This is a genomic window from Algoriphagus lutimaris (genome assembly GCF_017051705.1).
GTDB classification, from domain to species: domain Bacteria; phylum Bacteroidota; class Bacteroidia; order Cytophagales; family Cyclobacteriaceae; genus Algoriphagus; species Algoriphagus lutimaris.
In genome coordinates this window covers 209,822-236,523 of the sequence record NZ_JAFIDJ010000002.1, presented here as the reverse complement: position 1 = coordinate 236,523, position 26,702 = coordinate 209,822, and the positions used below count along the sequence as shown (strand labels likewise).

Annotated in this window: 23 protein-coding genes; 5 read left to right on the top strand and 18 right to left on the bottom strand. The window is 39.4% G+C overall.

Annotation, left to right across the window (positions count from 1 at the left end):
• Positions 1-11 precede the first annotated feature (11 nt).
• From JYB62_RS11855 to JYB62_RS11845, 3 genes are all read right to left on the bottom strand, one after another.
• Complete coding sequence (locus JYB62_RS11855; protein WP_205645653.1) at positions 12-1,016, bottom strand: 4-hydroxyproline epimerase; 1,005 nt, start codon at positions 1,014-1,016, stop codon at positions 12-14.
• Between the two features lie 88 nt (positions 1,017-1,104).
• Positions 1,105-2,559: an aldehyde dehydrogenase (NADP(+)) gene (locus JYB62_RS11850; RefSeq protein ID WP_205645652.1), complete on the bottom strand. Its 1,455-nt coding sequence runs from the start codon at positions 2,557-2,559 to the stop codon at positions 1,105-1,107.
• 121 nt (positions 2,560-2,680) lie between these two features.
• A complete protein-coding gene (locus JYB62_RS11845; protein ID WP_205645651.1) occupies positions 2,681-3,571 on the bottom strand; it encodes a dihydrodipicolinate synthase family protein in 891 nt (296 codons plus the stop codon).
• Between the two features lie 131 nt (positions 3,572-3,702).
• Between JYB62_RS11845 and JYB62_RS11840 the strand changes: the two genes are divergently transcribed.
• The 3 genes from JYB62_RS11840 to JYB62_RS11830 all read left to right on the top strand — a co-directional run bounded on the left by JYB62_RS11840 (position 3,703) and on the right by JYB62_RS11830 (position 5,557).
• Positions 3,703-4,569: an AraC family transcriptional regulator gene (locus tag JYB62_RS11840; protein ID WP_205645650.1), complete on the top strand. Its 867-nt coding sequence runs from the start codon at positions 3,703-3,705 to the stop codon at positions 4,567-4,569.
• A 210-nt stretch (positions 4,570-4,779) separates the two neighbouring features.
• Positions 4,780-5,325, top strand: a complete 546-nt coding sequence (locus JYB62_RS11835) for a hypothetical protein (protein WP_205645649.1) — start codon at positions 4,780-4,782, stop codon at positions 5,323-5,325.
• 22 nt (positions 5,326-5,347) lie between these two features.
• Positions 5,348-5,557, top strand: coding sequence for a hypothetical protein (locus JYB62_RS11830; protein WP_205645648.1), 210 nt, complete (start codon positions 5,348-5,350; stop codon positions 5,555-5,557).
• Positions 5,558-5,612: 55 nt separating this feature from the next.
• Here JYB62_RS11830 and JYB62_RS11825 read toward each other — a convergent pair whose 3' ends face one another.
• Together JYB62_RS11825 and JYB62_RS11820 are read right to left on the bottom strand one after the other, a co-directional pair.
• Positions 5,613-9,257: an ABC transporter permease/M1 family aminopeptidase gene (locus tag JYB62_RS11825; protein ID WP_205645647.1), complete on the bottom strand. Its 3,645-nt coding sequence runs from the start codon at positions 9,255-9,257 to the stop codon at positions 5,613-5,615.
• 9 nt (positions 9,258-9,266) lie between these two features.
• Positions 9,267-10,154, bottom strand: coding sequence for an ABC transporter ATP-binding protein (locus JYB62_RS11820; RefSeq protein ID WP_205645646.1), 888 nt, complete (start codon positions 10,152-10,154; stop codon positions 9,267-9,269).
• A gap of 276 nt (positions 10,155-10,430) precedes the next feature.
• Here JYB62_RS11820 and JYB62_RS11815 point away from each other — a divergent pair, with 276 nt between their 5' ends.
• Both JYB62_RS11815 and JYB62_RS11810 read left to right on the top strand, forming a co-directional pair.
• Positions 10,431-11,633, top strand: a complete 1,203-nt coding sequence (locus JYB62_RS11815; RefSeq protein WP_205645645.1) for a VOC family protein — start codon at positions 10,431-10,433, stop codon at positions 11,631-11,633.
• A 202-nt stretch (positions 11,634-11,835) separates the two neighbouring features.
• Complete coding sequence (locus JYB62_RS11810; RefSeq protein WP_205645644.1) at positions 11,836-13,518, top strand: DUF885 family protein; 1,683 nt, start codon at positions 11,836-11,838, stop codon at positions 13,516-13,518.
• Positions 13,519-13,590: 72 nt separating this feature from the next.
• Here JYB62_RS11810 and JYB62_RS11805 read toward each other — a convergent pair whose 3' ends face one another.
• From JYB62_RS11805 to JYB62_RS11745, 13 genes are all read right to left on the bottom strand, one after another.
• Positions 13,591-14,370, bottom strand: coding sequence for a Spy/CpxP family protein refolding chaperone (locus tag JYB62_RS11805; RefSeq protein WP_205645643.1), 780 nt, complete (start codon positions 14,368-14,370; stop codon positions 13,591-13,593).
• A gap of 13 nt (positions 14,371-14,383) precedes the next feature.
• The gene (locus JYB62_RS11800; protein ID WP_205645642.1) at positions 14,384-14,695 is read right to left on the bottom strand and encodes a hypothetical protein; all 312 of its coding nucleotides are present in this window, start codon (positions 14,693-14,695) and stop codon (positions 14,384-14,386) included.
• Positions 14,685-15,179, bottom strand: coding sequence for an RNA polymerase sigma factor (locus JYB62_RS11795; RefSeq protein WP_205645641.1), 495 nt, complete (start codon positions 15,177-15,179; stop codon positions 14,685-14,687). Before JYB62_RS11795 ends, JYB62_RS11800 begins: the two co-directional genes overlap by 11 nt.
• An 87-nt stretch (positions 15,180-15,266) precedes the next feature.
• The gene (locus tag JYB62_RS11790; RefSeq protein WP_205645640.1) at positions 15,267-15,944 is read right to left on the bottom strand and encodes an outer membrane beta-barrel protein; all 678 of its coding nucleotides are present in this window, start codon (positions 15,942-15,944) and stop codon (positions 15,267-15,269) included.
• Positions 15,945-15,979: 35 nt separating this feature from the next.
• A complete protein-coding gene (locus tag JYB62_RS11785; protein ID WP_205645639.1) occupies positions 15,980-18,748 on the bottom strand; it encodes a TonB-dependent receptor in 2,769 nt (922 codons plus the stop codon).
• Between the two features lie 40 nt (positions 18,749-18,788).
• Positions 18,789-21,422 carry a carboxypeptidase regulatory-like domain-containing protein gene (locus JYB62_RS11780; RefSeq protein ID WP_205645638.1) on the bottom strand — a complete coding sequence of 878 codons (2,634 nt, stop codon included), beginning with the start codon at positions 21,420-21,422 and terminating at the stop codon, positions 18,789-18,791.
• 102 nt (positions 21,423-21,524) lie between these two features.
• A complete protein-coding gene (locus JYB62_RS11775; protein ID WP_205645637.1) occupies positions 21,525-21,725 on the bottom strand; it encodes a hypothetical protein in 201 nt (66 codons plus the stop codon).
• 11 nt (positions 21,726-21,736) lie between these two features.
• Positions 21,737-23,275: a glutamate--tRNA ligase gene (gltX, locus tag JYB62_RS11770; protein ID WP_205645636.1), complete on the bottom strand. Its 1,539-nt coding sequence runs from the start codon at positions 23,273-23,275 to the stop codon at positions 21,737-21,739.
• Positions 23,276-23,446: 171 nt separating this feature from the next.
• Positions 23,447-23,737, bottom strand: coding sequence for a hypothetical protein (locus JYB62_RS11765; RefSeq protein ID WP_205645635.1), 291 nt, complete (start codon positions 23,735-23,737; stop codon positions 23,447-23,449).
• 478 nt (positions 23,738-24,215) lie between these two features.
• The gene (gene rplS, locus JYB62_RS11760; protein WP_008198488.1) at positions 24,216-24,581 is read right to left on the bottom strand and encodes a 50S ribosomal protein L19; all 366 of its coding nucleotides are present in this window, start codon (positions 24,579-24,581) and stop codon (positions 24,216-24,218) included.
• A gap of 84 nt (positions 24,582-24,665) precedes the next feature.
• The gene (gene trmD / locus JYB62_RS11755) at positions 24,666-25,349 is read right to left on the bottom strand and encodes a tRNA (guanosine(37)-N1)-methyltransferase TrmD (protein ID WP_205645634.1); all 684 of its coding nucleotides are present in this window, start codon (positions 25,347-25,349) and stop codon (positions 24,666-24,668) included.
• 3 nt (positions 25,350-25,352) lie between these two features.
• Positions 25,353-25,883: a ribosome maturation factor RimM gene (gene rimM / locus JYB62_RS11750; RefSeq protein WP_205645633.1), complete on the bottom strand. Its 531-nt coding sequence runs from the start codon at positions 25,881-25,883 to the stop codon at positions 25,353-25,355.
• A gap of 14 nt (positions 25,884-25,897) precedes the next feature.
• The gene (locus JYB62_RS11745) at positions 25,898-26,476 is read right to left on the bottom strand and encodes a 30S ribosomal protein S16 (protein WP_074226123.1); all 579 of its coding nucleotides are present in this window, start codon (positions 26,474-26,476) and stop codon (positions 25,898-25,900) included.
• Between the last annotated feature and the right edge of the window lie 226 nt (positions 26,477-26,702).

Below are 26,702 nucleotides of genomic sequence, written 5' to 3'. Positions count from 1 at the left end.
CTTGGTACAATTTATATTACTTGGAATCCATGTACATAAGGATCATCATCGTCCAAAAGGATGGTATTGTACCCATACACTTTGGCCCAACCTTCAATGCTTGGGATGATCGCTGGTTTACCATTAATTTCTGTTTCTTCTTCTATTCTTCCTATGAACTTGGATCCGATAAAGCTTTCAAGAATAAAGTCCTCTCCAGGCTTCAATAGTCCTTTGGCATACCATTGCGCAAGTCTTGCAGAGGTCCCTGTTCCACATGGTGATCGATCGATGGCTTTATCTCCATAGAATACAGCATTTCTGGCAGTGCTAGTAGGGTCTAAAGTTTTACCTGTCCACAGGATATGCGATAATCCTCGGATTTGAGGATGTTCAGGGTGGACGAAGTCGTACTTCTCATTCATCTTTTTCCGAAGCGAGCGGGCCATTGAGATTAATTGTTCCGCCTTGAAATGTTCTAGTCCTGGAAAGTTTTCCTGAGGATCTACAATGCAATAGAAGTTACCTCCATACGCTACATCCACTGTCAATTTTCCCAATTCATCAGACTCTATTTCCAAGCCTTCTGAGGCTAGGAAACTTTTGACATTGGTGAGCTTGACTGACTTTACTTTTTTACCTTCCTGCTTGTATTCTACCAGTACCAATCCGGCTGGAGTTTCAAGTCTCAGTTTTCCTGGTGTTTTAGGATATATCAATCCTTCCTCAATGGCGATGGTGACTGTTCCGATGGTTCCATGGCCACACATGGCCAAACATCCACTAGTTTCTATAAACAATACAGCAACATCATTTTCAGGGTTGTGTGGAGGGAAAAGCATGGAACCCGACATCATATCATGGCCTCGGGGTTCAAACATCAATCCTGTTCTAATCCAGTCATAGTTTTCAAGGAAAAACTGTCGTTTTTCCAACATGTTATCCCCTTTTAGAAATGGGACACCTCCTGATACTACCCGAACAGGGTTCCCACAAGTATGTGCATCAATGCACGAGAAAGTGTGTCTTGTTGACATGAATTAGTGCGAAATTATATGTTGGAGAGCGTTTGGATTTGATTAGCTAATTTGATCTATTTCACACGCTCTCTAATGTCTTGGAATATTAAATTTTATCCGAGGTGAATTTCCCGTTCACCTGTCTCATAATACCTAAAGGATTGTCGTCTTTTAGGGCGTCCGGAAGCAATTCAGAGGGCATGTCTTGAAATGCAATAGGTCTAGCAAAACGCTTGATGGCATGCGCCCCAACAGAAGTACTTCTTGAATCAGTAGTAGAAGGGAAAGGACCACCATGTTGCATTGCATAGCCAACTTCTACCCCAGTGGGAACACCTGTAAACAACAATCTTCCACATTTTTCTTCCAGAAGGTTGATCAGTTCAGATTGAGCTTTCAACTCAGATTTGTCCGCCCAAAGGGTGATAGTTAATTGTCCGTGAAGTTTTTTGGTTACCTCAATCAGTTCACTTTCATCTTCATAGACTACCATTAAGGCAAAGGAACCAAATACTTCTTCTTGGAAGAGATCATCTTCAATCCAATCAGAAGCTTTAATTTCTGCCAGTGCAGGACAGACATTGATAAGGTGTTTGGCATCTGGAACTTTTACCCATTTCAATTCTGGACGAGTTTGAAGGTTTTCAATGGCCGTATAGTAGGAGGAAGCGATCCCCTCGTGCAACATTGGGCCAGCTGCAGCAGTTTGCAAGGCTTCAGAGACTGCATTTTCAAATCTAGATGCCAATGCTCTTGGAACAAAGATTAATCCTGGGTTGGTACAAAATTGACCGGCTCCTAAAGTAAGTGAACTCACGTAGTTTTGAGCCATAGGTACTAATTCGTTCTCCAGTCTCTCAGGAAAGGCAATAATAGGGTTGACAGAGCCCATCTCCGCATAGACCGGAATTGGTTCTTTACGGTCGTTGGCAATATTGAAAAGGGATTTTCCTGCACCATAAGAACCTGTAAAACCTACAGCTTTCGCCAAAGGATGTTTGACTAAGTCTTGTCCCATTTTTACTCCACCTTCCACGTGTGTGAACACTCCGGCTGGTAGGCCTGATTTTATTACTGCCTGAGAAATACATTCTCCTACAAATTTTGAAGTGTCAGGGTGTGCGGGGTGGCCTTTGTATACCACTGGGCAACCAGCCGCTAATGCAGAAATCGTATCACCTCCTGCGGTAGAAAATGCCAAAGGAAAGTTACTTGCTCCAAATACCACAACAGGGCCTAATGGAGTTAACATTCTTCGAATATCTGCTTTAGGTAATGGAGTTCGATTAGGATCGGCAGGATCGATAGTCGCTTCCAACCAACTTCCTTCTCTAACTAGAGATGCAAAAAGTTTTATTTGGCCAGTAGTCCTTCCAAGCTCTCCATTGATTCTTCCTTCCGGAAGGTTAGATTCTCTTACAGCCATCAGTACAATAGCACTTCTGTTTTCCTCCAGTATTTCAGCGATTTTTTCCAAGAAATCAGCTTTCTTACCGGCAGGTAAATTTTTATAGGATAGAAATGCTTCTTGAGCTGCGGAAAATATTGTATCGAGATTCATAGAAATTTAAAATTGAAAAGGTTATCAGATAAGAAAATTCATTAAGCTAAAAGCCAGAGCTTAAGTTACAATTTTTGTTCCTAAGCCCTGACTTTTTATTCTGGCGATTACAACTTAATGATTAAAGACTAGGCCTATTGGCAATTCCGTCTTTGATGATTTTTTCAATTCGTTCTCTTTCTTCTCCTATTAGCGTCAATCTCGGTGCACGAACATGTTCAGATCCGATTCCACAATGATGTTCAGCTAATTTGATGTACTGAACTAATTTTGGATGGATGTCTAGTTCTAGCAATGGTAGGAACCAGCGATAAATCTTACGAGCTTCTTCGATTTTTCCTTCATTGACTAAATTGAAAATAGTAACGGTCTCTTTTGGGAAAGCACAAACTAATCCAGCAACCCATCCTACAGCTCCCATCAATAATTCTTCCATCGCAAGTGTATCTACACCACACAATAATTGGAAACGGTCACCAAATCTGTTGATCATTCTGGTAACATTAGAAATGTCACGAGTAGATTCCTTGATCGCTTGAATATTAGAACAGTCTGCTAACTCAGAAAACATGTCAATCGTCACTAATGTTTTATAATCCACCGGATTATTGTAGATCATGATCGGTAGGTCTGTGCTATTTGCTACAGTTTTGAAATAAGTAACTACTTCTCTGGCATCAGCAGCATATCTCATTGGAGGTAGCATCATCAATCCTGAAGCACCTAATTCTTTTGCCTTAGCAGCCCAGAATAATGCATCTTGGGTAGCACCTTCAGCGATGTTTAGGATGACAGGAACTTTACCTGCAACATAATCCACCGTTTCTTTGGTCAAGGTGATTTTTTCCTCTTGGCTCAATACAGAACTTTCTCCAAGGGTTCCGCCAAGGATAATTCCATGTACTCCTGATTCCAATTGGAAATCAATATTTTTGAAAAACAAATCCATATCAAGACTTCCGTCCGCATGGAATTTAGTAGTTACCGCAGGGAATACGCCTTTCCAGTTCATATCGTTTTTTATTTCAAAATTAGTAGCTACAGAAATGGTATTCGCTCACTGAATTAGTAAAAAATGACTCTATATTGATGGAATATTCTAAAAAATGTTAAAATTGCGGCAATTGAATACCATTATGGCTTATGAGTAAAGTAATTTCTTTCCAAATCCCTAAGTCAGGGAAGACCTTTGTGCAGTACCAAGAAGATAGAGGAAAGTATTTTTATAATAACCTTCACCAGCATCCACAATGCCAGTTGACTGTGATTTTAGAGGGACGTGGTCAACTTTTGGTAGGGGACTATGTAGGAAGATTTGAAGCAGGCGATGTTTTTCTGCTAGGAGAAAGTATTCCCCATGTATTTAGAAGTGATGCGGAGTATTTTGAAGATGATAGTAAGCTTTCAACTGCTGGGAATACTATATTTTTTGATTTTCAAGCTTTTGGTAAGTCTTTGGGAGAGGTGGATGAGTTTAAAGAGCTAATTCAATTAAACGAGCGAATTAATGGGTGCTTCAAAATAAAAGGGAAGACCAAAGAGGCAATTATCGGACTGTTTGATTCCTTCTCCTCCTTGTCAGGATTAGAAAAGCTACAAAGGGCGCTTCATATGTTGTCACTATTGGATTTTGATTCCAATGATTTGAAAGCGTTAAACATGATCCCTGTTTCTAAGTCACTATCCGAGCGGGATGGGAAAAGAATGGATCAGGTCATGCGATTTATTCTGGAAAATAGTTCAAGGCCGATTACTTTGGATGAGGTGGCAGAACAAGCATTTATGAGTAAAGAGGCATTTTGTAGATTTTTTAAATTGAGAACCAGAAAGACATTTACCCAATACCTCCAACAGCTACGAATCACCGAGGCCAAAAAACTTTTGATAGAAACCGATCTTGGAATTTCACAGATCTCCTATCAAGTAGGTTTTCAGACATTATCCCATTTCAATAAAACTTTCAAAAGCCTCACCGATCAAACTCCAAAGTCTTGGAGAAAGTTAAATTAGATTCAATCAAAGGGAACTGAATTCCCCGAAATAGGGTCATTGCTTTTTATTTTTGATATGGAAAGAGTAATGGCTCTAAGTTATAATTAATTAAAAAATCCACTTAAAGCATTGATAAGCAGTTATTTAAAATCATTTAAGTGTTGATTTTTTACGCCCTATTGAAGTAAGGCACTTGCTTTGACTTTCATAGTTCAAAACTAACCAACTATGAAAAAGCTTATTTTATCTATTACACTGCTGATTGCAGGTCTTACTGTTCATGCTCAACAAGTAAGAGAACTTGATAAAATCAACGAGGATAACTCCTGGTTGAAAGTAGGGGTCAATTTAGGAGTTCCCGTAGGAGATGTAGGAAACTACTCTTCCTTTACTTTAGGACTTGATGTAGCTGCTCAGTTTATGAGAACAGACAATTATGGTTTGGGCATCGCCTCTGGCTATACCAAGTATTTTGAAAAATCCAATGCTGAAAATTATGACGGCTTAAATGATGGGTTTGGTGCTATTCCAGTTGGAATCATGTTTCGATATTACCCTCAACCTGAAGGATTCTTCTTAGGAACGGACGTGGGTTACACGTTTTTGACAAGTGTTAATTCTGCTGAAGGAGGTGCCTATATCAGACCACAGCTTGGATATCATAATTATGACTGGAATATCTTCGGGTATTACAATCAAGTTTTTAGAGCAGATCCATCTATTGATGTCCAAAGTATAGGTGTGGCTGTTACCTATAATATTCGATTTAAATAATTCACTATAAATCATTTCAACCATGAAAAATCAATTGATTAAATACACGCAAAATCTGTTTTTATTGATGATGGCAATGACTGCAAGTCTTACATCATTTGCTCAAGATGGAGGGCTGGATATTGATGTCAATATCGGTGAACCAGAATGGTATCAACAAACCTGGGTTTGGGTAGTAGGAGTGGCAGTTTTTGTACTAATTCTAGTTGCTATACTTAGAAAAAGAAAGTAAAGATTTTCTAAATAAAAAAAGCCATGTTCTATGAAGTAGAACATGGCTTTTTGCCTTATAAAATTTCGACAGAGATCGTATTGTCATCTGGAATTCTATCAATCAATTTATTGTAGGGGTCAATTCCAGCTTTGACAGGTTCACCTTTTACTCGAATCGTAAGGGTGGTTTCTCCAGGTTTGATTTTATATTTCTGGACATAGAGCGGGTTTACTCTATCCTTTCCATTTTCATCCTGGTCCTCTGCCGCGAATATGCCAATATCAATATAGTCACCTTCATAAGAGGCATCAGACTCTTCACCAGCTGAATCAGCATAAAGTTTTTGGGAATGGATTCTGATGGTTACATCATATTCATCCTCGGCAATTTTTGTAGCCGTTACTTCCTCGGCTTTGTTGTCATACAAAGTGATTTTGTTCCAGGTGTCATCCAAATAATACTTCAAACTGTCGGGAGTATACGCTTCCAAATGTCTGTACAGGTCAGCACTTCCAGGGAATGGAGGAGTAGTTTTTAAACCAAATTCTGCATTGAAATTATAGAGGGCGCTATCTATAGCATCTTCACCGATCAAATCCCGAAGTCCATATAAAATCAAACTTCCTTTGTTATACCATTGGTAGGGTCTATTACAATTGATAAACACATTTTCTTTTTTGCTTTCGTTCGATCTACCACGTAGGTAATCATCTAATTCATCCTTGAGGAATCTCTTCATGTTTTCTTTTCCATATTTCCTTTCAGATAGAATCAAAGCCGAAAATTCCGCCAAGGCTTCAGAAGTCAAATTGGCTCCTCTCGTATAGTTTGGTGTGATTTGATGTCCCCACCATTGGTGAGCCAATTCATGGGCAGTAACATAATAAACATAATCAAAGCTGTTTGGATCTGAGAAATCTGCTACCCATCCGAAGCTTTCAGCAAAAGGAACTGTGTTAGGAAAAGATTGGGCGAAACCAGCATAGCGAGGGAATTCCAAAATCCTCATTTGCCTGAATTGAAATGGTCCATACGTTTCAGAGAAATAAGTCAATCCATCTTTATAGGATTGTACAAATCGATCCAGATTGTATTCATGGCCTTTTTGGTAATAAATTTCAATATCTATACTCTGTCCATTCGGTAAACTGGTTTTGTCTCTTAAGACTTCATATTCTGCTGACAAAACTGAAAAGAATGCCTGAATCGGGCTGTCCTGTATATAATGGAAATAGCGTCGGTCTCCCTCAATCCATTCCTTTTGCAAATACCCTGGTGCCACAGCAATTTGGCTCGGAATAGTACTGACAGTTGCCTCAAAATCGATGAAATCCGCATCGTCTTGAAATAACAAAGTTCTTTTTCCATAGGGATCATCATGTGGAGGTAGATCATCTGGCTTTTCTGGCAATTCATATTCTCTTCTTTTTTCATCACTACTCAACTCAATACTTGATGAATAGCCAATTTCCGGCATTCCTCCAGCAATAAAAGAACCATTATGAACTAACTCTCTTCCAAAACCTGAGTTAGGAAATTTATCATTGATGACCTTACTCTTGATCACCAGGTCCAAGGTGTCCCCTGGCATCAGTGTTTGAGGTAAGGCAGTAATTCGATACCATTCCTTCTCAGCTTTTTTACCAAAGATTTGAAACTTTCTTGGCTCGTAATCGAGAGGAAAACGATAGGGCAATTCCTGACCATTGTAAAGAATTTCAAAGTCGGTTAATGAGGCACTATTGAAATGAACCGAATCTATAGGCTCGTCAGTTTTGTTCACCATGCTTACTTCAGCCTCAAAATAAGCATCTCTCTCTAGCGGGTAAAGATCCGCTTTTAGATTGACCTTAATGATTTTAGGTTGGGCCATAAACTCATATTGCTTGAGTTGTTTTTCATAGGCCACTTGTCTTTTTTCGCCTTCCTCTGAAGTTTGATAGCCATTCTCATATACTGTCGATTGGTATATGTAGGCACCGGAAAGAAGGGCTATAAACAAAAACCCATAAAAAGTCAAAGCAGTCCTTTTACCCAATTTATTTTTTGCGGTGCTAATCCTACTTTTTGTGGAGCTATCAGTTCCCCTGCTATAGAAAATGCTGAAAAATAGGATTAGAAATATTCCGAATGCCGTCCAATACAGGTTGAACCAGAATAGAGGCTCTCCAAAGTGTCCCAATCCATTCATGTCACTCCATCTATACCCCGGTTTATAGGAGAAGAAGAACATGTTGAAATTGTAATTGGCGAAATTCCTTAGAACTATAATCAAGACCCAAATTCCAATGGCAGCAGCATGCCCTGCGAATTTGTTATTGACTAACAAATGGACTGCAAATACCAACATGACCATTTGTAGGTAATCTGGCAAAGAAATGAGGTAACTATCTACTAGGTAGACTCCTAAATCATAGTTGAAATATCCTTTTAAAGTTTGGATAATGATCCCAACTACGATGGGCAAAGTCGTCAATAAAAGGCAGATAAAAGCCATCCCGGAGAATTTGGATGCAATTACCGCCCCATCTTTTACAGGAAAAGTATCATTGATGACGGAGTAACCCGAAGACTTGTCACGATGCAGTGTTTCTCCAGTGAAAAACACAATGATGATGAAGACAAAAATATTATAATCAAAGGTTTTGTACTCCATCAAAAAGGATGTGGAAGGGAAATTGGGTACGCTATAGAGTGTATTTCCAATCCAAAAATCTAAAATCAAAAATACAGAACCACCCAATAAAATGGAACGGAAATAGACATCCTTGAGGATGTTTTGTACTTCTATTTTGGTAAGTGTTTTAAAGCTATTCCATTGATAGTTTCCTGTGAAATCTGCTTTTGCCAGTACTTTTTTCAATACGGGTGCTTCGCTCTTTTCAGCTTCTTTTTTGCTCTTTTTCTGAATGGTACTGAAGAAATACGAGAAGCTAAATTTGAAATAGGAAGCTAGGAAAAATGCCAATCCAATCCCTGACCAAATTATCCTATTTAAAAGCAAGTTTCCACTAAGGGGAAGGATGAAATTGTTTTGCTCAAAGGGTGTTAAATACCGAGTTTGGTAATCAAAGGTGTTTAATCCAAACGGATCCAAAAGCTGTACTAAATCCTTGTTTTCTATATCACTAGCGAGGAAATTTGCCAATAGATAGGCGATGAATACCACGATTCCTCCAGAGTAAATGGATTTGATGTTTCTGGTAAAAACAATCAATGCAAAGAATAATGTCGATGCAAACCATAGATTTGGCAAGGTCAAAGTCAGCCAAGGTTGAAGGTAGTTCCAAAGCGTGTTTGGGCCATATCGAAGGGCGTCCGTTCCAAAGGTAGGTCCCAAAATACTTCCTAGGTAAATCCCAATAAGGCTTCCTAAGGAAATGAAAAGTAAGGTGACGAAAGAGCCCCAAAACCTTCCCATGAAATAACTGAATTTGGAGATGGGGTAACTGAAAAGGAATGTACCTGTTTTATGTTCTAAATCTCTATAGAGCGGAACACCCATTACTGCAGAGGCCAACAAGATTCCAAACAAGGAAATCAATAATTGAAGGTTGGCAATCACGATAGGTGCATTGTGATAGACTTTTTCGGAAGCGGGCGTGTTTCCAAAGCCAATTAATAGCATTGCCACAATAAGCAATAGTCCAAAGTAGATATAAGTAGCCGGCCGACTAAACCGGTATCTCAGTTCAAAAATGAAAATGTCTAAAAACATGTCAATTTCTTAAATAGTGATAGGATCTACTTTTTTTGAAATGTGACTGAAATAGACATCTTCAAGATCAGCTGGAGTTGGTTCAAATCCGTTACCAGGATCTGTTTCACTTTCAATTCTTAGACTTAATCTTCCTTCAATTAATTTGGTGGAAATAAGATTGTATTCGTTTCTATAGGTGTCTAATTCAGTTTTATCAATGGCTTTCTGATAGATCCTACCCTGAATAGAAGCGATTCCATCTTTTGGTTTTCCTTGCATCAATAATTCACCTTTACAGATGATGGCCATATTAGAGCAAAGCGTATTTACGTCTTCTACGATATGGGTAGATAGGATTACGATGGTGTTTTCTCCAATTTCTGATAGCAAATTGTAAAATCTGTTTCGTTCGGAAGGGTCAAGACCAGCGGTTGGCTCATCTACAATGATTAAGGAAGGATTTCCTACTAGTGCCTGTGCAATACCAAATCGCTGCCTCATTCCCCCTGAATAGGTTCCAAGTCCTTTCTTTCTATCTGCGTATAGGTTTACTTTTTGAAGGAGATTCTCGACCAATATCTTACGGTCGGATTTATTTCCTATTCCTTTCATTTGGGCTATATGGTCCAACATGACCTCCGCATTGATTCTAGGATATAATCCAAAATCCTGAGGTAAATAACCTAAACGCTCGCGAACAGATTGTTTGTCTTTCAATACATTTATGTCATCCAATTGGATACTTCCACTGTCGGCATCCTGAAGGGTGGCAATAGTCCTCATCAAGGTGGATTTACCTGCTCCGTTGGGACCAAGTAGTCCAAACATCCCTTGTGGTATAGTGAGAGAAATGTCATTCAAAGCCTTTACTCCATTTGGATAAGTCTTTGATAAATTTTTGATAATTAACTCCATATTAAATTGATTGGGGGTTGAAGTGATCGTTAAAAAAAGTCTAGAAAAGCATGTGTTTGGAAGTAATATTTTTTGCTATTGGAATATAAGAAATTGTTTTTAAATGGTTTAGGTGTTCAGGAGTATCGCAGTTCTTTGATAATAGATGCAGGATTTCCCTGTGTGGTTGCTCCTTTTTGGAAACTTATTCCTAAACTCGATTATTAAATCAAAGAATCTACCCTTATGAACTTTAGGAAAAATTATCTTCCTCCCTTGTTTCTGGTCTCTTTTATTATGATTCTATACTCTTGCCAAAAAGTTGAATTTAAAAAGGAATCAGGAGCACTTGAAGCGTTTGCTGAAATGGTTAAAGCTGGTGTGAAACCAATTGCTTTAAGCCAACCTTTAAGTCCCTCTGAAATGGATTTATTTATGCCGGAAGCAACGAGAATTGCTGAGAAATATGAAATTTCAGTTTTTCGAGAGCCTAATCTGATAGGAACTAGTTTGTTTGATTCCTCAGTGGTTCAGGGAAAAGAGGTATTAATTCTGTATAAAGGAGAATCCTTAGAAGCGTATCAAATGCTAAAAAAAAGAGTAAATGAATTAGAAGCTTCTAAAGAATACTCAGGTCAAAAGAAGGAAGATGTTTCAAGGTCTTTCGGAAGAATGCTTGGGTACCCTGAATCGAATATTAACAATTTGCTAGCTCAGAATTCAGATTTTAGAGACCTAGGAGACTTTGGGATTACTGCTCAAGAATTAATTTGGTTTTATAAGGATTTACCTGCAGCAAAGAAATTTTACAGCGAGACGCTGGGGTTGAACATGCTTTCTGAGGAAGAGAAATCCGTTACTTTTCAAATTGCTGGGGACTCGAGACTTGTTATCAAAAGTGTGGAGGGAAGTGGGTATTCAGGGAATGAAGTAAAATCTGTTGCCCTTGCCTTGTTGACTGATAATTTGGAGCCATGGTATAGCCATTTACAAAAGGAAAAAGTAACGATCAAATACACCCTGAAAGTTAAGCCAGATGGTGCACATGATGGGTTTGTAGCGGTGGATCCGGAAGGCTATTTATTGGAGTTTGAAATGTTTCGAATGCACCCTGAAAATGAAAAATTTATTCCAGAACTGAAGAGTTGCAATCCATTGGCAACTTCTTTAGGGGCTGAATTTAATTTTTACGCAAGCATCACTTGGCTCTATTATAAGGACATGCTTCCCATGGAAAATTTCATGACTCAGAATCTCGGTTTGGAATTGTCTGCAGATCAGGGTTGGGCAAAAATATATCGTCTATCGGATAATAGTTATTTGGGTTTGGTGGACGAAAAAAGGGGGATGAACTCTTTTTCTGAAGAAAAATTGGTAGAAGTAAAAATTGGATTGTCTGATTCGGATGGATGGGAAACCTATCTTAAAAAGAAGGATTCTGACTCCACACGTAGGTCTAATACTTTCAGCGATTTGGGTGGGTATCTATTTCGCTTTTAAAGCATCAATCCATTCATAATCAAGAGGTAGTATACTTGTTGGTCTGCTTCATTTTAATTCATGTCATCTAGAGTTCTACAGTTTTGACTTAATCATACATGAAAAATTTTTCCTAAAAACTGAAAAAATGACGCTTATCAAATATTCCCCGAGATTCGGATCAAATGAATTAATTTAAGGAATTAACCTAACCACCAACCAAATGAAAAAAACACTACTACTCGTATTATTGAGTATGGTTTTGAATATGGTATCTGCCACAGAACTAGTTCAGACCATTGAAACTTATCAGGCTGACTGGGGTGCTTTGAGGAGGTTATACACGAATAACTTGTCTCTTGAATACTTTGACCGAATTGAAGAATTCAACACCAACTACTTGAATGATTTAAATAAGTTGAATTACAATAGCTTGTCTGAGGACGGGAAGATTGATTACGTCTTGTTTAGAAATTTTTTGGAAAAGGAATTGGCTGAATTAGATCTGGAGCGAAGAGCCTTTGAGGAAATTTCTTCTGTGGTGGCGTTTGGAACCCCTCTTGAAGAGTTTGTGGTAGGAAGGAGAAGAGCAAAAACTCCGGATTCCCAAGCCTTGGCAGCTACCTGGAATGAGGTAGCCAAAAAAGTAGATGCTCAATTAGCAGCACTTCCTAGTATGCCAAAATATACCAGTTGGCAAAAAGCAGATTTGGCTGCAGAGGCAGTTGAACGTTTGAATAGAGTAGTTGGAGAAGCTTACTCCTACTATTATGATTATGATCCCATGTTTACTTGGTGGATGCCTGAACCTTGGAAAAAACTGGATGAAAGCATGAAGGCTTATGCCAAAGCTTTACGAGCACATTTTACTAATTCAGTGAAAGACGATGGAAGCGGGATTATTGGAAAACCTATTGGTCGTGAGGCATTATTGAATCAGTTGGCTTTTGAAATGATTGCCTATAGTCCGGAAGAATTAATTGCTGAAGCGGAAAAGCAATTTGAATGGTGTGAGGCAGAAATGCTGAAAGCATCCAACGAATTGGGATTTGGAGATGATTGGAAGGCTGCTTTGGAGATGGTTAAAGAGACCTATTTGCCCGCTGGAGAATGGCCAGCAGAAGTAATTCGATTAGCAGAAGAAGCTACCGAATATGTAGAGAAAAATGACTTGGTGACCGTACCTCCAATGGCAAAAGAAACTTGGAGAACTACCATGATTTCTGCGGAAAGACAGCGAGTAAGCCCCTTCTTCTTGGGAGGTGAAACCATTCAGATTTCCTATCCTACCTCTGAGATGAGCCATGAAGATAAAATGATGAGCATGAGAGGAAATAATCCTCATTTTTCCAGAGCCACAGTGCAGCACGAATTGATTCCCGGCCACCACTTACAGCAGTTTATGAACCAAAGAAACATGACACATAGACGTATGTTCAGAACTCCATTTTGGACAGAAGGATGGGCTTTGTATTGGGAGTTTGTTCTTTGGGACAGAGGTTTTCCAAGAGATGCGAAAGATAAAATCGGGATGCTGTTTTGGAGAATGCATAGATGCGCCAGAATTATCTTCTCCTTGAGCTATCATCTGGAAGAAATGACTCCACAAGAATGTATTGACTTGTTGGTGGATAAAGTGGGACACGAAAGAGCCAATGCGGAAGCGGAAGTCAGAAGATCTTTTGAAGGAAGATATGGTCCGCTTTATCAAATTGCCTATATGATTGGAGCGTTGGAAATATACTCTATGAGAGACGAAGTGGTCAATTCTGGTAAAATGGGAGAAAAAGAATTTCATGACCTGATTTTAAGTCAGAATGCCATGCCAATTGAAATTTTGAGAGCAAAAGTAACCGGCAATCCGTTGAAGAAGAATCATAAAGCAAGCTGGAAGTTTTTAGATTAAATCATCTGAATTCAGAAACAAAAAAAGGAAGCTCAAACGAGCTTCCTTTTTTTGTTAAAAATCAACCAAATTTCAGTGAGGATTATTCTTTAGTTTGATGACGATGGCGCCATTTTTAGCTTTCTCACCAAACTTTTCTACAGCTGATTCTCCCTTTAAAACGGAGATGCTTTCAATGTTATTCGGTTCGATATCCTTAATTTCTTTAATCTGTTTCATTCCGTTTTTTGTGTCCAGAAAATACATCGGCTCATTACCATCTTTGGCACTGCCTGCTACTCGAACAGATACACTCGGGCTTACTACGTCTCCTCCCTTGATGCTGGTGGCTGTGGGATATCCGATCACTTTTGTTTGGGAAAGGCCATTTTGGCCAAATTGAGTGCCTTGTGCTCCTGTTTTCGACTGGACACTGGAAATTCGACCAAAGATTAAATTAGGGGAAGACTGAAGGCTTTCTTGCTGTTCTTCAGTCAGCACATTTTTAATGGAGACCAAATTGTCCAATTGCAATTTCTTCAACTGATTTTCTAGTTTTAACACCTCGTCCATTTGCTTTTGAACTGCAACTTGATCGATTTTAGTTTGATCCAGTAGGTTTTTCAATTTTAAGGTGGCCGCGTCTAAGTCCCATTTAAGGGTGCTGAATTCTCCAGCATTTTTGCTGTATGCTTTTTTGATATTGGCGACCTGAGCATCTGTCAGCTCCAATTCTTCTCGCATTCCCATGATTCTGTCAGCGGAATACAGGTTCCTTTGAAAAATATCCTGGTTGGAATAAACAGAGGTGGCTACCTGCCCCTGGGCCATTCCGGCACTTAGGATAAAAAAGAGGACGAATAGGTATTTCATAATATAAGTTGGTTTAGTAGTCAGTAAGTAAAGAGGCAGTGGGAGATTCCCAAACATCCAAATAGGTAGTTTCTTCAATGACAAATTCTTGTTCATTGTTTTCACCTTCCTGAAGTGTGATGATCAAAACTTCTTTCGGGGCTTCAGGTATAGGTTGAGGCTCGTTCATAATCAAGCCCAGCAATGCCAAGGATGCTGCGATCCCTGCCGGTATCCAGAAATTGATTTTTTTTGTTTTATAGCTTGGGTAAGGAGGGATTTCCAATTGCTGATCTTGCTCCTTCATATTTTCAAAAAACCTTTTCAACTCTGCGTTATCTTCCATAGTGCTCCTGTGTTTGGGTTTTTGTAATGATTTCCTTGAGTTTCTTTTTCCCGCGATCGTAATGTGTTCTTGCAGTTCCTAGTCCGATTTGTAAAACTTCGGCACTTTGCTCTATCGTCATCTGATGATAAAATACCATCAGTAATACCTCCTGTTGCATTTTGGGTAATTTCTTGATTAACCCTTGATAATCCGTATGATCGATTTCCTCCTGCACATCTGGTACTTCATAGGATTCTTCCAAGCACACCAATTTTCCTGACGCCCTCAATTGATCAATGGAGGTATATCGGATAATGGAGAAAAGCCAGGTCTTTGCCTTATCAATATTTTTCAGCTTTGCTTTTCCTTCTAAGATTTTCAAATAAACCTGTTGAAGAACGTCCTTGGCTAATTCGTCCTCAAAGGAACAGCACTGCCTTGCCCAGATGTAAGCATCCCTGTGGTAGGTTTGGAGAATATGGTCAAGTTGCTGGCGATTCATTTACATAGGTTAGTCGGATATTATTCGGGATATATGACAATGGGTTTAAAAAAAATAAAAAGTTTCAGCCAATTCTTAGCTGCTGAATTATTTTGGTGTCACTTTCACCTTGGCATCCTTGATTTGAAAAAGGTAAGCAAGAGTGAATTCCAAAGTGGTGAAATTTAAATCAAAGATCCTTTCTTGGGATTCTGGATTGGTAAAATCATAACCAAACCGTACCTCACCTGCTATGGTACTTTTACCAAAAAGTTTAGAAATACCTGCTCCGGCGCTAAGACCGTACATTAATTTTTTAGGATTGTCATCGGCTCCTCCATAAGTAGGGATTTCAGGAGGCGAGCTATCTACAATATTCCTCTGGATATCATTTGCACTCAATAAGTAACCAAGATGTGGTCCGAATTTAATTTGAAATCTTCCGGATCTTCCTACAAAGAAGCTCGCCATCATGGGGACTTTCAGGTAATCGAGCTGAGTTTCATTGGTCAAAATAGCCCCTTCGGTATCTGTAATGTTCTGGCTGTACCCCGTAGATAGGTATTGAATATTCAATTCTATTCCTGCATTTTTTGCATTGAAATGTTCGAAGACAAAAGCGAAAGTAGGAGCAGAGAGCCCGTCAACGGAAATGCTTCTGATATTCAAGGAAGGAATATAAGAAAAGGAGGAGGTGGTATAACCTCCTTTGATTCCAATACTTGTCTGTGCTTTTAGAGAAAAGGAACTGATCACAAGGACCAATACCAAAATAATTCGGTTCATGTTCAAAATTAGAGAAATTCAACTAGCACTCGTAATTATTTGGAATTGATCGTAAAAGAACCGGATAATCCTTGACCATTTACCCCAAGGCCTTTTACATACACACTCATGGCCCCCCCATTCTCATTGGTGTAAAAGGTGATGGTTATAGTTCCATTATCATCCGTAACTAAATAAGGATTCCAGTATAAAGTTTGTCTTTTGTCAATCAGGTCAACATCGTTTTCCTGTGAATAATCCATTACATAAATAGGGTTGTAAGTGGTATAACCTTCGACAGTATATGTATTTAAGCCCTCTCCTGACATCGATGGATTTTCTGCATTGGGATCGTATTCCTTCAGATAAACAGCAATTACACCATTTCTACCTTGATCACCCAGCATAGACACCGTTCGGGTTACCACTTCCACTCGGTCAATGTCTTGAACATTAATACTCCTTAAATTGTCTGCGGCCGTCGTAGCCCCAGTTTGTCCCAATATTGTTCCATTCACCATCACTAGTGGCTCTAGGTTGCCATTTGCTGAAACACCACCTCCTCTCAACCTGATTTGTTGTTGGCCAGAGGCTCCTGCTAAGGTTACTCGCATACTTGGTACATTTCCTGCCAAACTATTGACTAAGTCAACGGTATTGCCAGTGGCCATTAATTTTTCTCCGGGTACAATATAGTTTGGAGTGCCATAGAGGGCTTTTTTCTCTGTTTTTTCCTTAACTTCTTCTTCCTCGGGTGCCACTTCTTGTTCTTCCAATGGTGGTTCAGGTCTTATAGAAGTCGATACAGTTTCCTTTTTTGGGAAATATGCATTCGCTGGAAGTGCTACTGGTGCCTTTAAATCATCAATTAATTTTACGGTGCCTGCTGTATTTCCTTTTTTATCCGTGGCTTTAAACGCAAGTTTTAAAGGTCCGTAAAATTCCATTTCTTCCATCGTGAATTCCCCATCTCTATTGGATTCAAGGTCCACCATTCCCTCAAAATCATTGACAAAGGCCGTTATCAAGGCAGAAGTGGGTTTACCTTTATCATCGGTTACAAATCCCTCCAAGGAAAGAGATTTTTCTACCGGATAAGTAAATCGGTCCAATCCCATACTGGATGGAATGGATTCAAGTTGGAAGTCAGTACTGATGTTACTTGTTTCCTCAATAGGTAAAACTTGTGTTTGATCTACTACAGCCACAGAAATATTGGAGGAAAGAGGCATCTCTTTGTCGGAAAGCGTCTTGATTGTTAACGTGACTTTCTCTTTTTTTTCATAAACCTCCTTATCGGCCATCACCGCAATTCCAGAAGGTTCTGGAAATTCTCCGGATTCAAATTCTACTACCCTTTGATAAGGAGTTAGTATGCTGACAGGCTCAACAAAATAATGGTTTGGGCCATAATTTTTTTGCCAATTGGTATAGGCTCTTAAGAAATAATTTTCCTGAGAAAGCGTATCTGGAAGTGAGAAATTTCCAACAGCAATACCATCTCGTATTGGAAGCTTCTTTTCAATAATCAAGTCTCTATTTTGATTAATCACTTCTACATACAATACCTTGCTAAGCTCATCCCGTAAGTACGGATTTCCATATTTAAAATAAGCCTTCAAGTAGAGTTGATCTCCTGCGTAATAATAGGGTTTGTCTTTATGGACAAACACTTTCTCCTGATAATTTGCAGCTGTTTTTTCTAAGTCTTGAAGTTGGATGGCTTTCTCTGCATCATAATCCAAAGGGAGTAGGGTAGAGATCCTTTTCCGATCCATATCTCCTGAGAATACCAAATCCTGAGGGTTTAAGACCATTCCGTTTTCCTTGACACGTACCGTGTTTTTATACACTTCTAACCAGGAAACAGGGTAAGGAGCATCCTTATAAGTGTTGACTTGAGAATATCCTTTTTGGTAGTGAATCTCAATTCTTCCTTTCATATTGATCAAATACTCACCCTCTTTATTTGGTGCAGGTGTGACCAAATTATCAGGTTTGTAAGGCACTACGGATTTACCCAATTCATTTGCAAAAATATCCGAACGCATATTCATGGATGGAGACCCTCCTGGTTTATCACCGTAGAGAAAGAATCCTTCTTTTTCTTGATCACCAGTGATCATCGCTCGAAACATATTCATTGGAGACTTTCTGTAGACCTCCGCTCGGTTGTTTTCCCAGATACTACGTTGATCCTCTGTTTCTGGAACCATTTCTTCGAATCTTGCAGCTCCGGCAATTCTATAGTTAGTGGGGGAGTCAAAAAACTCTTTTAAGTCAAAGCTGATTTTGTAGCCTAAATAATTATTGGTGATTTCTAAAGGAATCCCAGCAGTAGCTTGGAACGTGTTTTTCTCTTCGGGTTCAGGAAAATCGATCACCCAAGGATTTTCAATTGTTGACTTACTTGCAATTTCGTCATTCCCTAAAAAGAGGTTTTCAAATTTTCTAAGGTCTCTTTCCCAACTTTTGTCTCGAGAGGCTTTGATTTCCACATCGCTCAATTCCTGCGCAAAGGGTTGCATATTTAAGTTGACTGTGGAAGTGCCGCCTGGGTTGAGTGTTATTTTTTTTGTTTCAGCCACATAGCCAATAAATGAGAACCCTATCTCCAAAGGGCCAGGCTCCAAGTTAGAAAGAACGTATTTTCCATCTAGGTCAGTGACTGTAGCGATGGTCGTATTATTGATAAATACATTACAAAAAGGCAAGGTTTCACCTGTTTCGGCATCAGTAACAACTCCGGTGACTGTGCCTGATTGGGCAAGAACCAAAAAGTGAATTCCAAGGAATGCAATTAAGGTGGTTAAAATGAACTTCATGTTCTTTGTTTATAGTTGGGGTTTAAACTTTAAAAATAAGCTATTGTTGATTAATGACGAATTTACCTTCTACCGGTTGCCCATCTGCTGTAATTCCTTTGATTTCTACCCACATGGGGCCTCCGCTTTTTGAACTTTGAAATTCTACTTTTTGAGAAAGTTCTTCGGTATTGGTAATTATTTCAGGATTCCAATAGAGTGTTGGTTTAAGCCCCCTCAACAGAGAATTATTTTCTTGCTCATCCATTACATCTTCAAACTTTCTGAGGCTTGGAAAACCGGAAAGGTTAAATGGAGTAAAGTCATTCATAATAGCTTCATTGGCTTTTTGAAGATCTGCGCCAGTCTTCATGAAAATAGAAATAATCCCGTTCCTACCACCCTCACCAAGTGCGGAGACTGTTCTTTTGATGACTTCTACTCTCTTTATGGCAAATACATTGATCCCTGAGATGATTTCTGTGGCGGTTCGACTACTAGGACTGCCGCCTCCAATGGTAGGTCCAGAAGAAGGGTTGATCGGAAAACCATCAATCATTACTAAAGGTTCTCCACCGTTTCTAAACCTGATAGAAGGAGGATTTCCTGTGACGATCATTCCCGCTACCTGTCCAGAGAGAAGATAAAGGAACTGCGAGGTACTACCATTTAAAGGGAGTGTACTTGGATCAACTGAATTATCTGGATAGCCATAAATCATAGGGCCTACTGGATCATCTTTTTCCTCGTCAAGTACAAATTCCTCTAATAAAATCTCTCCTTTTTCCATATTTGCCTGAATTTCTTGGGCCGTCAGGGCAGGAGCTTTAGAGGTTTCTAATTTTGGAAATTCAAATGAAGGTAAATCCTCAACGGATTGATAGTCTTGGATTTTTAAGGAAATATTCCTGACTGGGAGCGCTTTTTTATCGCTAGCTTGGATCGCAATTTCGAATTCATCTTCAAAACTGAGGTTAGGAATGTCGAAGGTTCCGTTATCATCAACTTTGAATTTTTCGATATTTTCTAAGCCGTTTATTAGAGCTGTTACATTGCCTTGGATAGGTTCATCGTCTTCGTTTTTTATTTGCCCAATTAATGAAAATCTATTTTCCAGCGGATACTTAAAATCTTCTAATTGTGCATCAGTTGGGACTGGATTCAAGGAAAAAGCCTCAGATATGGGTTTATTATTTTCTAAAGGTGCAGCCTGATCGAGATCTAAAACACGGATTGCCAAGTCTGAAGCAACAGGTTTTCCATTCCCATCTCTTACCATGATGTTCAGATTAACTTGCTCGCCTGGGCTATAATTCTGCTTATCAGAAAAAATCGTTACACCATTTGAAAGCTGTTCTGGCAGGGATGCAACTGGTTTTAAACTAGGATCGTGGACCTGAATTGGTAGATAAGTTTCATTTCCATAATTGATGCTCCAAGAAGTATAGGCTTTGACAATATATTTTTCCTGATCAAATTCGACAGGTAAATAAACCGACCCAAATGCTTTTCCGGCTTTGATGGGAAAAACCTGATGGTACTCCTGATACCCTGTGGTGTCCAAAATCTCCAAATGAAGAACTTTACTGAGTTCCGGACCTAGCAATGGATTGGCATAGATCATATTGGCTTTGAAAAATAATGTCTCCCCTTTTAGGTAATGACTTCGATCCGTCTGCAAAAAAACTTTTTCCTGCATGACTTGGGCATTTTTTTCAATGTTGGCCAACTGAAGTGTTTTTTCACCATTGAAATTTCTTGGCAATTGATCCAAAGGATGAATCTCTGAAAAGCCTCCTTCTAGCATCAGCTGATCTTCAAAAACCACAGCCCCTTCAGACCTGAGGGCCAGCTGGTCGTCAGTATAACTGATAGATCCTTTTCCTTGGATTACAAAAGGCTTAGTAAAGGTTAAAAGGTATTCACCTGGATATTTACCAAAGGCTACCTGAATTCCTTCAGATCCGTCCGAAGCACTTAATTCTCCCGTCAGCATTTGTCTCAAAGTGAAAGCGGGTGAATTCAAGAAAATCTTTTCCCGCTCTAAATTTCTTGCTTCAATTAATTCAGGTACTTCATTGATTAAATCTAAAAAGGCAAGTTGGAGTTGATCTGTTGAAATTGGCTTTTCAAGAGATTGAGGTTGGTTAAAATACAAGGTGAAAAGGAAGCCCGTTTGATCATTGATGAAAATCAGGTATCCATTGGTGTCGACCATCAGCTCATTTGAATTATCCTCTTCAAAAAACACCAATGCTTCCGGGTTTAATAACCGTAGCTGATCCTGATATTTGCTGGTGGATAAAAAATGGGAGGTAAAATCCTCTACCAATTTCTCTCTCTTTTTATCCGTCAATTTTAATGCAGGAGGAGTGTTTATTTTGGTTGATAAAAGTGAAAAGTCAAAGTTAGTTGGCTGTGTTTTTTTAAGCTCTATGACTTGTTGAATTTCCTCATAACCTTCACCGATCAATGCAATTTCCCACCTTCCAGCAGGCATATTTGGAATAGTGAAGCGGCCTAGGGAATCTGAAAAAGTTTGAAAGGTAGAATTAGGGACAAAAACATGAATGTCTTTCAGGGTTTGTCCGGTTGATTTATCGGTGACCGTACCTGAGAAGTTGAGATTTTGTCCGAAAAGACAAAGAGGAGAAATTAAAAAAGGGATAGAAAAGAAAATTCGTCTAGAAGACAAAAAATGATGATTTCGAAACATTATGACAATTTAGTTTTCTAAATAAAACAAAAAAGCTCCAAATAGGAGCTTTTAGTTATGTTAAAATTTATTAGTGAAATTTCATTCTTTTTCACCTTCATTTGTATCCAGATCATCTCTGTCTTTCAGCTTCTTATCTTCTACATTCTTATTCAGGAATTCATTGATTTTATCAATGGAAAAGCTGGATGAAATTTCTCCAAATGAATTAATATCCATTTTGAATCCTTTCAAATCTTCATGTACTTTTGGATCGGTATCTTTCTTCTTTTTTTTGGCCATCATCTGATAGTTTAGGCAATTACTGGAAGTGTATTTAACGCAAATTGAATACGGTTGGACACTTCTTTAGCACCTAAAATAGCAAAAACTTCCATCAAATCCGGCCCAGCTCCGGATCCAGTTACTGCAAGTCGTACTGCTTGCATTACTTTTCCTATCTTAATCCCCTCTGCTTCTGCTGAATCGCCCAACATGGTTTTGGCTGTTTCAGCATCAAAAGTCCCTTCAAAATTGGTAATTGCTATTGAATAGTGGGTCAATACTTTTACAGCATCTCCATTCCACTTTTTAGCAGCAACATCTTCATCGAATGAAGTTAAAGGAACAAACAAGAATTTACTTTCATTCCATAGGTCCCGAGGGAAAGTTACCCTGCCTTTGGTTAATCCAGCTGCTTTTACTGCCACTTCCTGTACTAATTCAACTCCCTCTTTGGAAGCATCTTCAATGATGTAATTGGCAAGTTCCTGATCACTTTTAGCTCTCAAGTATTGCTCATTGTACCATTTTGCTTTTTCTATATCAAACTTGGTTCCTGATTTGCCAATTCGTTCAACTGAGAAGGCGTCTACTAATTCTTCTAAAGAAAATAGTTCTCGATCATCACCTGGGTTCCACCCTAGGAATGCTAAGAAATTCACAAATGCATCAGGTAAATATCCTTGCTCTCTAAATCCAGCTGCCGTTTCACCAGTTTCCTGATTTTCCCAGTTGATAGGGAAAACAGGGAAGCCTAGCTTATCTCCATCCCGCTTGGAAAGTTTTCCGTTTCCATTGGGTTTCAACAAAAGGGGTAGATGAGCAAACTGAGGCATGGTATCTTCCCAGCCAAAGAATTTATATAACAATACGTGTAATGGGGCGGAAGGCAACCATTCTTCTCCTCTGATGACATGGGTAATTCCCATCAGATGATCATCCACGATATTTGCCAAATGGTAAGTGGGCATTCCGTCTGACTTCATCAACACTTTATCGTCCAAGGTGCTGGAGTGGACCATCACCCAACCACGGATCATGTCATTCAATCGTACCTCTTCTTTTCTTGGGATTTTGACACGGATGACATAGGGATCTCCGGAAGCTAAACGCTCTTTGACTTCTTCTGCAGGAAGTGTCAAAGAGTTTTTCATTTGGGTTCTGGTAATGCTATTGTATTGGGGTTGAACTACCCGAGCAGCGGTTAAACGCTCACGCATTGCTTCCAGTTCTTCCGAAGTATCGAAGGCGTAATAGGCATGGCCAGCTTCTACTAGGTCCAACGCATATTGCATGTAATCAGCTTTTCGTTCTGATTGTCTGTAAGGTCCGCAGTCACCAGGTTTCCATGGACTTTCGTCAGCGGATATTCCTAACCAAGCCAATGATTCCTGAATGTATTTTTCAGCGCCGGGTACAAATCTCATTTGGTCTGTATCCTCAATTCTCAACAAAAACTTTCCTCCCATTTTGCGGGCAAAAAGGTAATTGTAAAGGGCAGTACGTACACCACCAATATGTAAGGGGCCGGTAGGGGATGGGGCGAATCTTACGCGAACTTCTTTACTCATGCTTTGCTAATTATGCTTTCTGAAACTTGGTTTCAGGGATTTTTTATTCATTCAGGCTGCAAAGATAGGGAATTGTATGCCTTTACGTAAAGGGTCTGCGGATAATCTTGTTTGGAATGGAAATGCTGGAAAAAGGAATGAATACTTTAGTATATGAAATAAAAATCAGTTCTATTCTTTTTGGATAACCTTTCTCAAATATCCCAAAAGAAAGAAAAAGGCAATGGCAAGGATGCCTGGGACAGCTAAAATGAGCATTTGCCAAGTGCTTGAGTTGCTTGACCAATTATCATGATGTCCAGAGTAATTGTTGGAAACTTCCCAATCAGGCAATAAATCCAGATAGGATAAATAAATCAAATACACCGATAAACAAAGGATTAAGACAGATAATACCTGAAAGACGCGGATGGCAACATGTGCCAATCCTTTTGCCGGATCTAGGGTGTTTAAAGAATTCATGTGATAAAAAGTTTTATTGAAGCTAGATAGTATAGGTCAGATTGTCAATGGTTTAATTCTTAAAACGAGTTAAATTCAGTTTAGATTCAAAAAGTGCTTGAAGGTATTTAAAACGACCTTATCCTAGTATTTTTTACCAAAATTTTGGGAAAGAGTTTTTTCTTTTGGTCTTTTTATCCATATCAGGATGTGCTCTATTACTATAGACCATTTGAAAGTTTCGCTTTAACTAAATGGTGAGTAAAACATTTACGCTTGACTAAAGGGATTGGATCTAAGTCGTTTTTGCAAGTGTAGAAGGCGAGGACATTGGAAGTTTTCTGGGTAAAAATGCTACTTGGAATAAGGTAGGCCAGTATAAAAATGAAAAGTTATGAGACCAAAATAAAATCCTTCGAGGTTTTGAAAACCTCAAATATTGAGCAATAAAAAAGGAACCCATTGCTAGGTTCCTTTTTTATTGAAAGAGCAATTGCTCTTAGTGCTTCACTCTGATTTTCTCCTTGATACGTGCAGCTTTACCCTGACGTCCTCTCAAGTAGAATAAACGAGCTCTTCTCACTCTACCTTGTCTCAATAGATCGATTTGCTCGATAGCTGGAGAGATGATAGGGAAAATACGCTCCACACCAATACCGTTAGAGATCTTTCTTACTGTGAAAGTTTCGCCATTGGTATTTGGGTTTTTACGCTGGATCACAGTTCCTTGGAACTGCTGAACACGCTCTTTGTTACCTTCTTTGATACGTACGTGTACGTTGATGGTATCACCAGCTTTGAAAGTAGGGAACTTAGCTCTAACCTCGCTGTATTCCGCCTCTACTATTTTAATTAGTTCGCTCATAGCTTTATCTTTTTATGCTTTCGCTTTTTGCCATCTCAGTGGCTTATTTAATTACTTCTTGTTCGATGCTGTATCGAAGTTCCCTTATTCCTGTCCGCTGAGCAGATCAGGTCTTCTTTCTTGGGTCCTACGAACCGACGCTTCAAATCTCCATTCATTTATCTTGGCTTCATGGCCTGACAGCAAAACATCAGGGACTTTCATTCCTTCATATTCTGCAGGCCTTGTATATACTGGTGGTGCCAGTAAGCCGTCTTGGAAAGAATCTGTCAAAGCAGAAGTTTCGTCATTCAGTACTCCCGGAATCAACCGAATGACTGCATCAGCTACTACCGCTGCGGCCAATTCTCCTCCGGACAATACGAAGTCTCCTATGCTAATTTCTTTGGTGATGAATTTTTCTCTCACCCGCTCATCTATTCCCTTATAATGACCACAAAGGATCAATAGGTTTTTTTTGAGCGAAAGCGCATTGGCCATGGGTTGATCAAAAGTAGCTCCATCAGGCGTCATGTAGATGATTTCATCATAGGTGCGCTCTTTTTGAAGTGCTTCGATGCATCGGGCTATTGGCTCGATCATCATGACCATCCCTGCTCCCCCACCAAAAGCATAATCATCGACTTGCTTTTGCTTGCCCATTGCATAATCTCTTAAATTGATCACCCGGATGCTCGCCAGTCCTTTGTCTTCCGCTCTTTTCAGAATAGAATGGGAAAAGGGGCTGTCCAACAAGCCAGGGACCACTGTGATTATATCAATGTGCATGGGTCAGTCTTCCAGATAAATTTCAAGTAAACCTTCGGGTAATTGACAGAAAACTTTTTTTGCTGTCTTGTCCACCTGTTGGATAATTCCATCTTGAATTGGTATCAAAACTTCTTTACCCTGGTGTGTCACCCCGAGGAGATCCTGTGTTTCCAGGTCATAAACAACCTGGACAGTTCCTATCAAACCTTTGGTCTCATCAAAGACCTCAAATCCGATCAACTCGTGGAAATAATATTGGTCATCTTCCAGTTCAGGAAGTTCGGTGAGTGGAAGGTAAACTTCCGAACCTACTAATCCTTCTACCTGATCGAGCGAATCATAATCCTCAAATTTTGCCAATGCCTTATTTCCGGGTTGGAGTACAAAGTGCTCCAGGAAAAACGGCACCAGCCGGGATTTTTGCTCAAGGAAGAGATGTTCTAGATCTTCGTAATCCTCCGGATTATCTGTATCCAACATCACGACCACTTCTCCACGAAGTCCATGAACTTTGGCTACATAGCCTAATTGAAAGCATTGCTCCTTGTTCATGGGGAGATTTTTTATTAAGCTTTTGCTTCGTCGCCTTCTGCGGAAGCCTCAGGAGCATCAGTTGCTTCTTCTTCGCTTGCTTCTTCAGCAGCAGGGTTGTTTGCAGCCTCAGCAGCAGCTAGAAGAGCTTTTTGTTCTTCTTCTCTTGCTTTGATAGCGTCCAATCTAGCTTGGTTTTTAGCAGCTTCAGCATCCAAAGCTTTCTGACGTGCGTCAGCTTTTGCTTTATTGATACCTTCAGTCTTACCAGCGATTTTCGCGTCTTTTTCGCTTAACCAAGCTTCAAATTTCGCGTCTGCTTGTTCTTGAGTGATTGCACCCTTCAATACACCAATTTGAAGGTGTTTTTTCAGCATGATACCTCTGTAAGAAAGCATTGCCTTTACAGTATCGGTAGGCTGAGCTCCATTCAACAACCATTTTAGAGCGCGCTCATTGTTGATGTTAATAGAAGCAGGATCTGTGTTTGGGTTATAAGACCCGATTTTTTCGATGAAGCGTCCATCACGTGGAGCTCTTGCATCAGCTACAACCACGTCGTAGATAGCCATTTTCTTTCTACCTCTTCGTGCTAATCTGATTTTTACTGACATAAATTTGTTGTATTTAGTGAGTGGATGGAACCCGTCCATCCTAATTTTGGAGTGCAAAGATAGTGTAAATCCTTGTAAAGCCATAAGTTGGCTAAAGAATATTTGCCAGAAAGTGAGGGTTTCTTTTATCTTGCAAGTCGAATTGAGTATAATTCGACTGTTTTGCAAAAAAAAGACTGGCAAGAGGCTTAATTAACCAATCCGGATAAAAAAGGATTTCCTATTT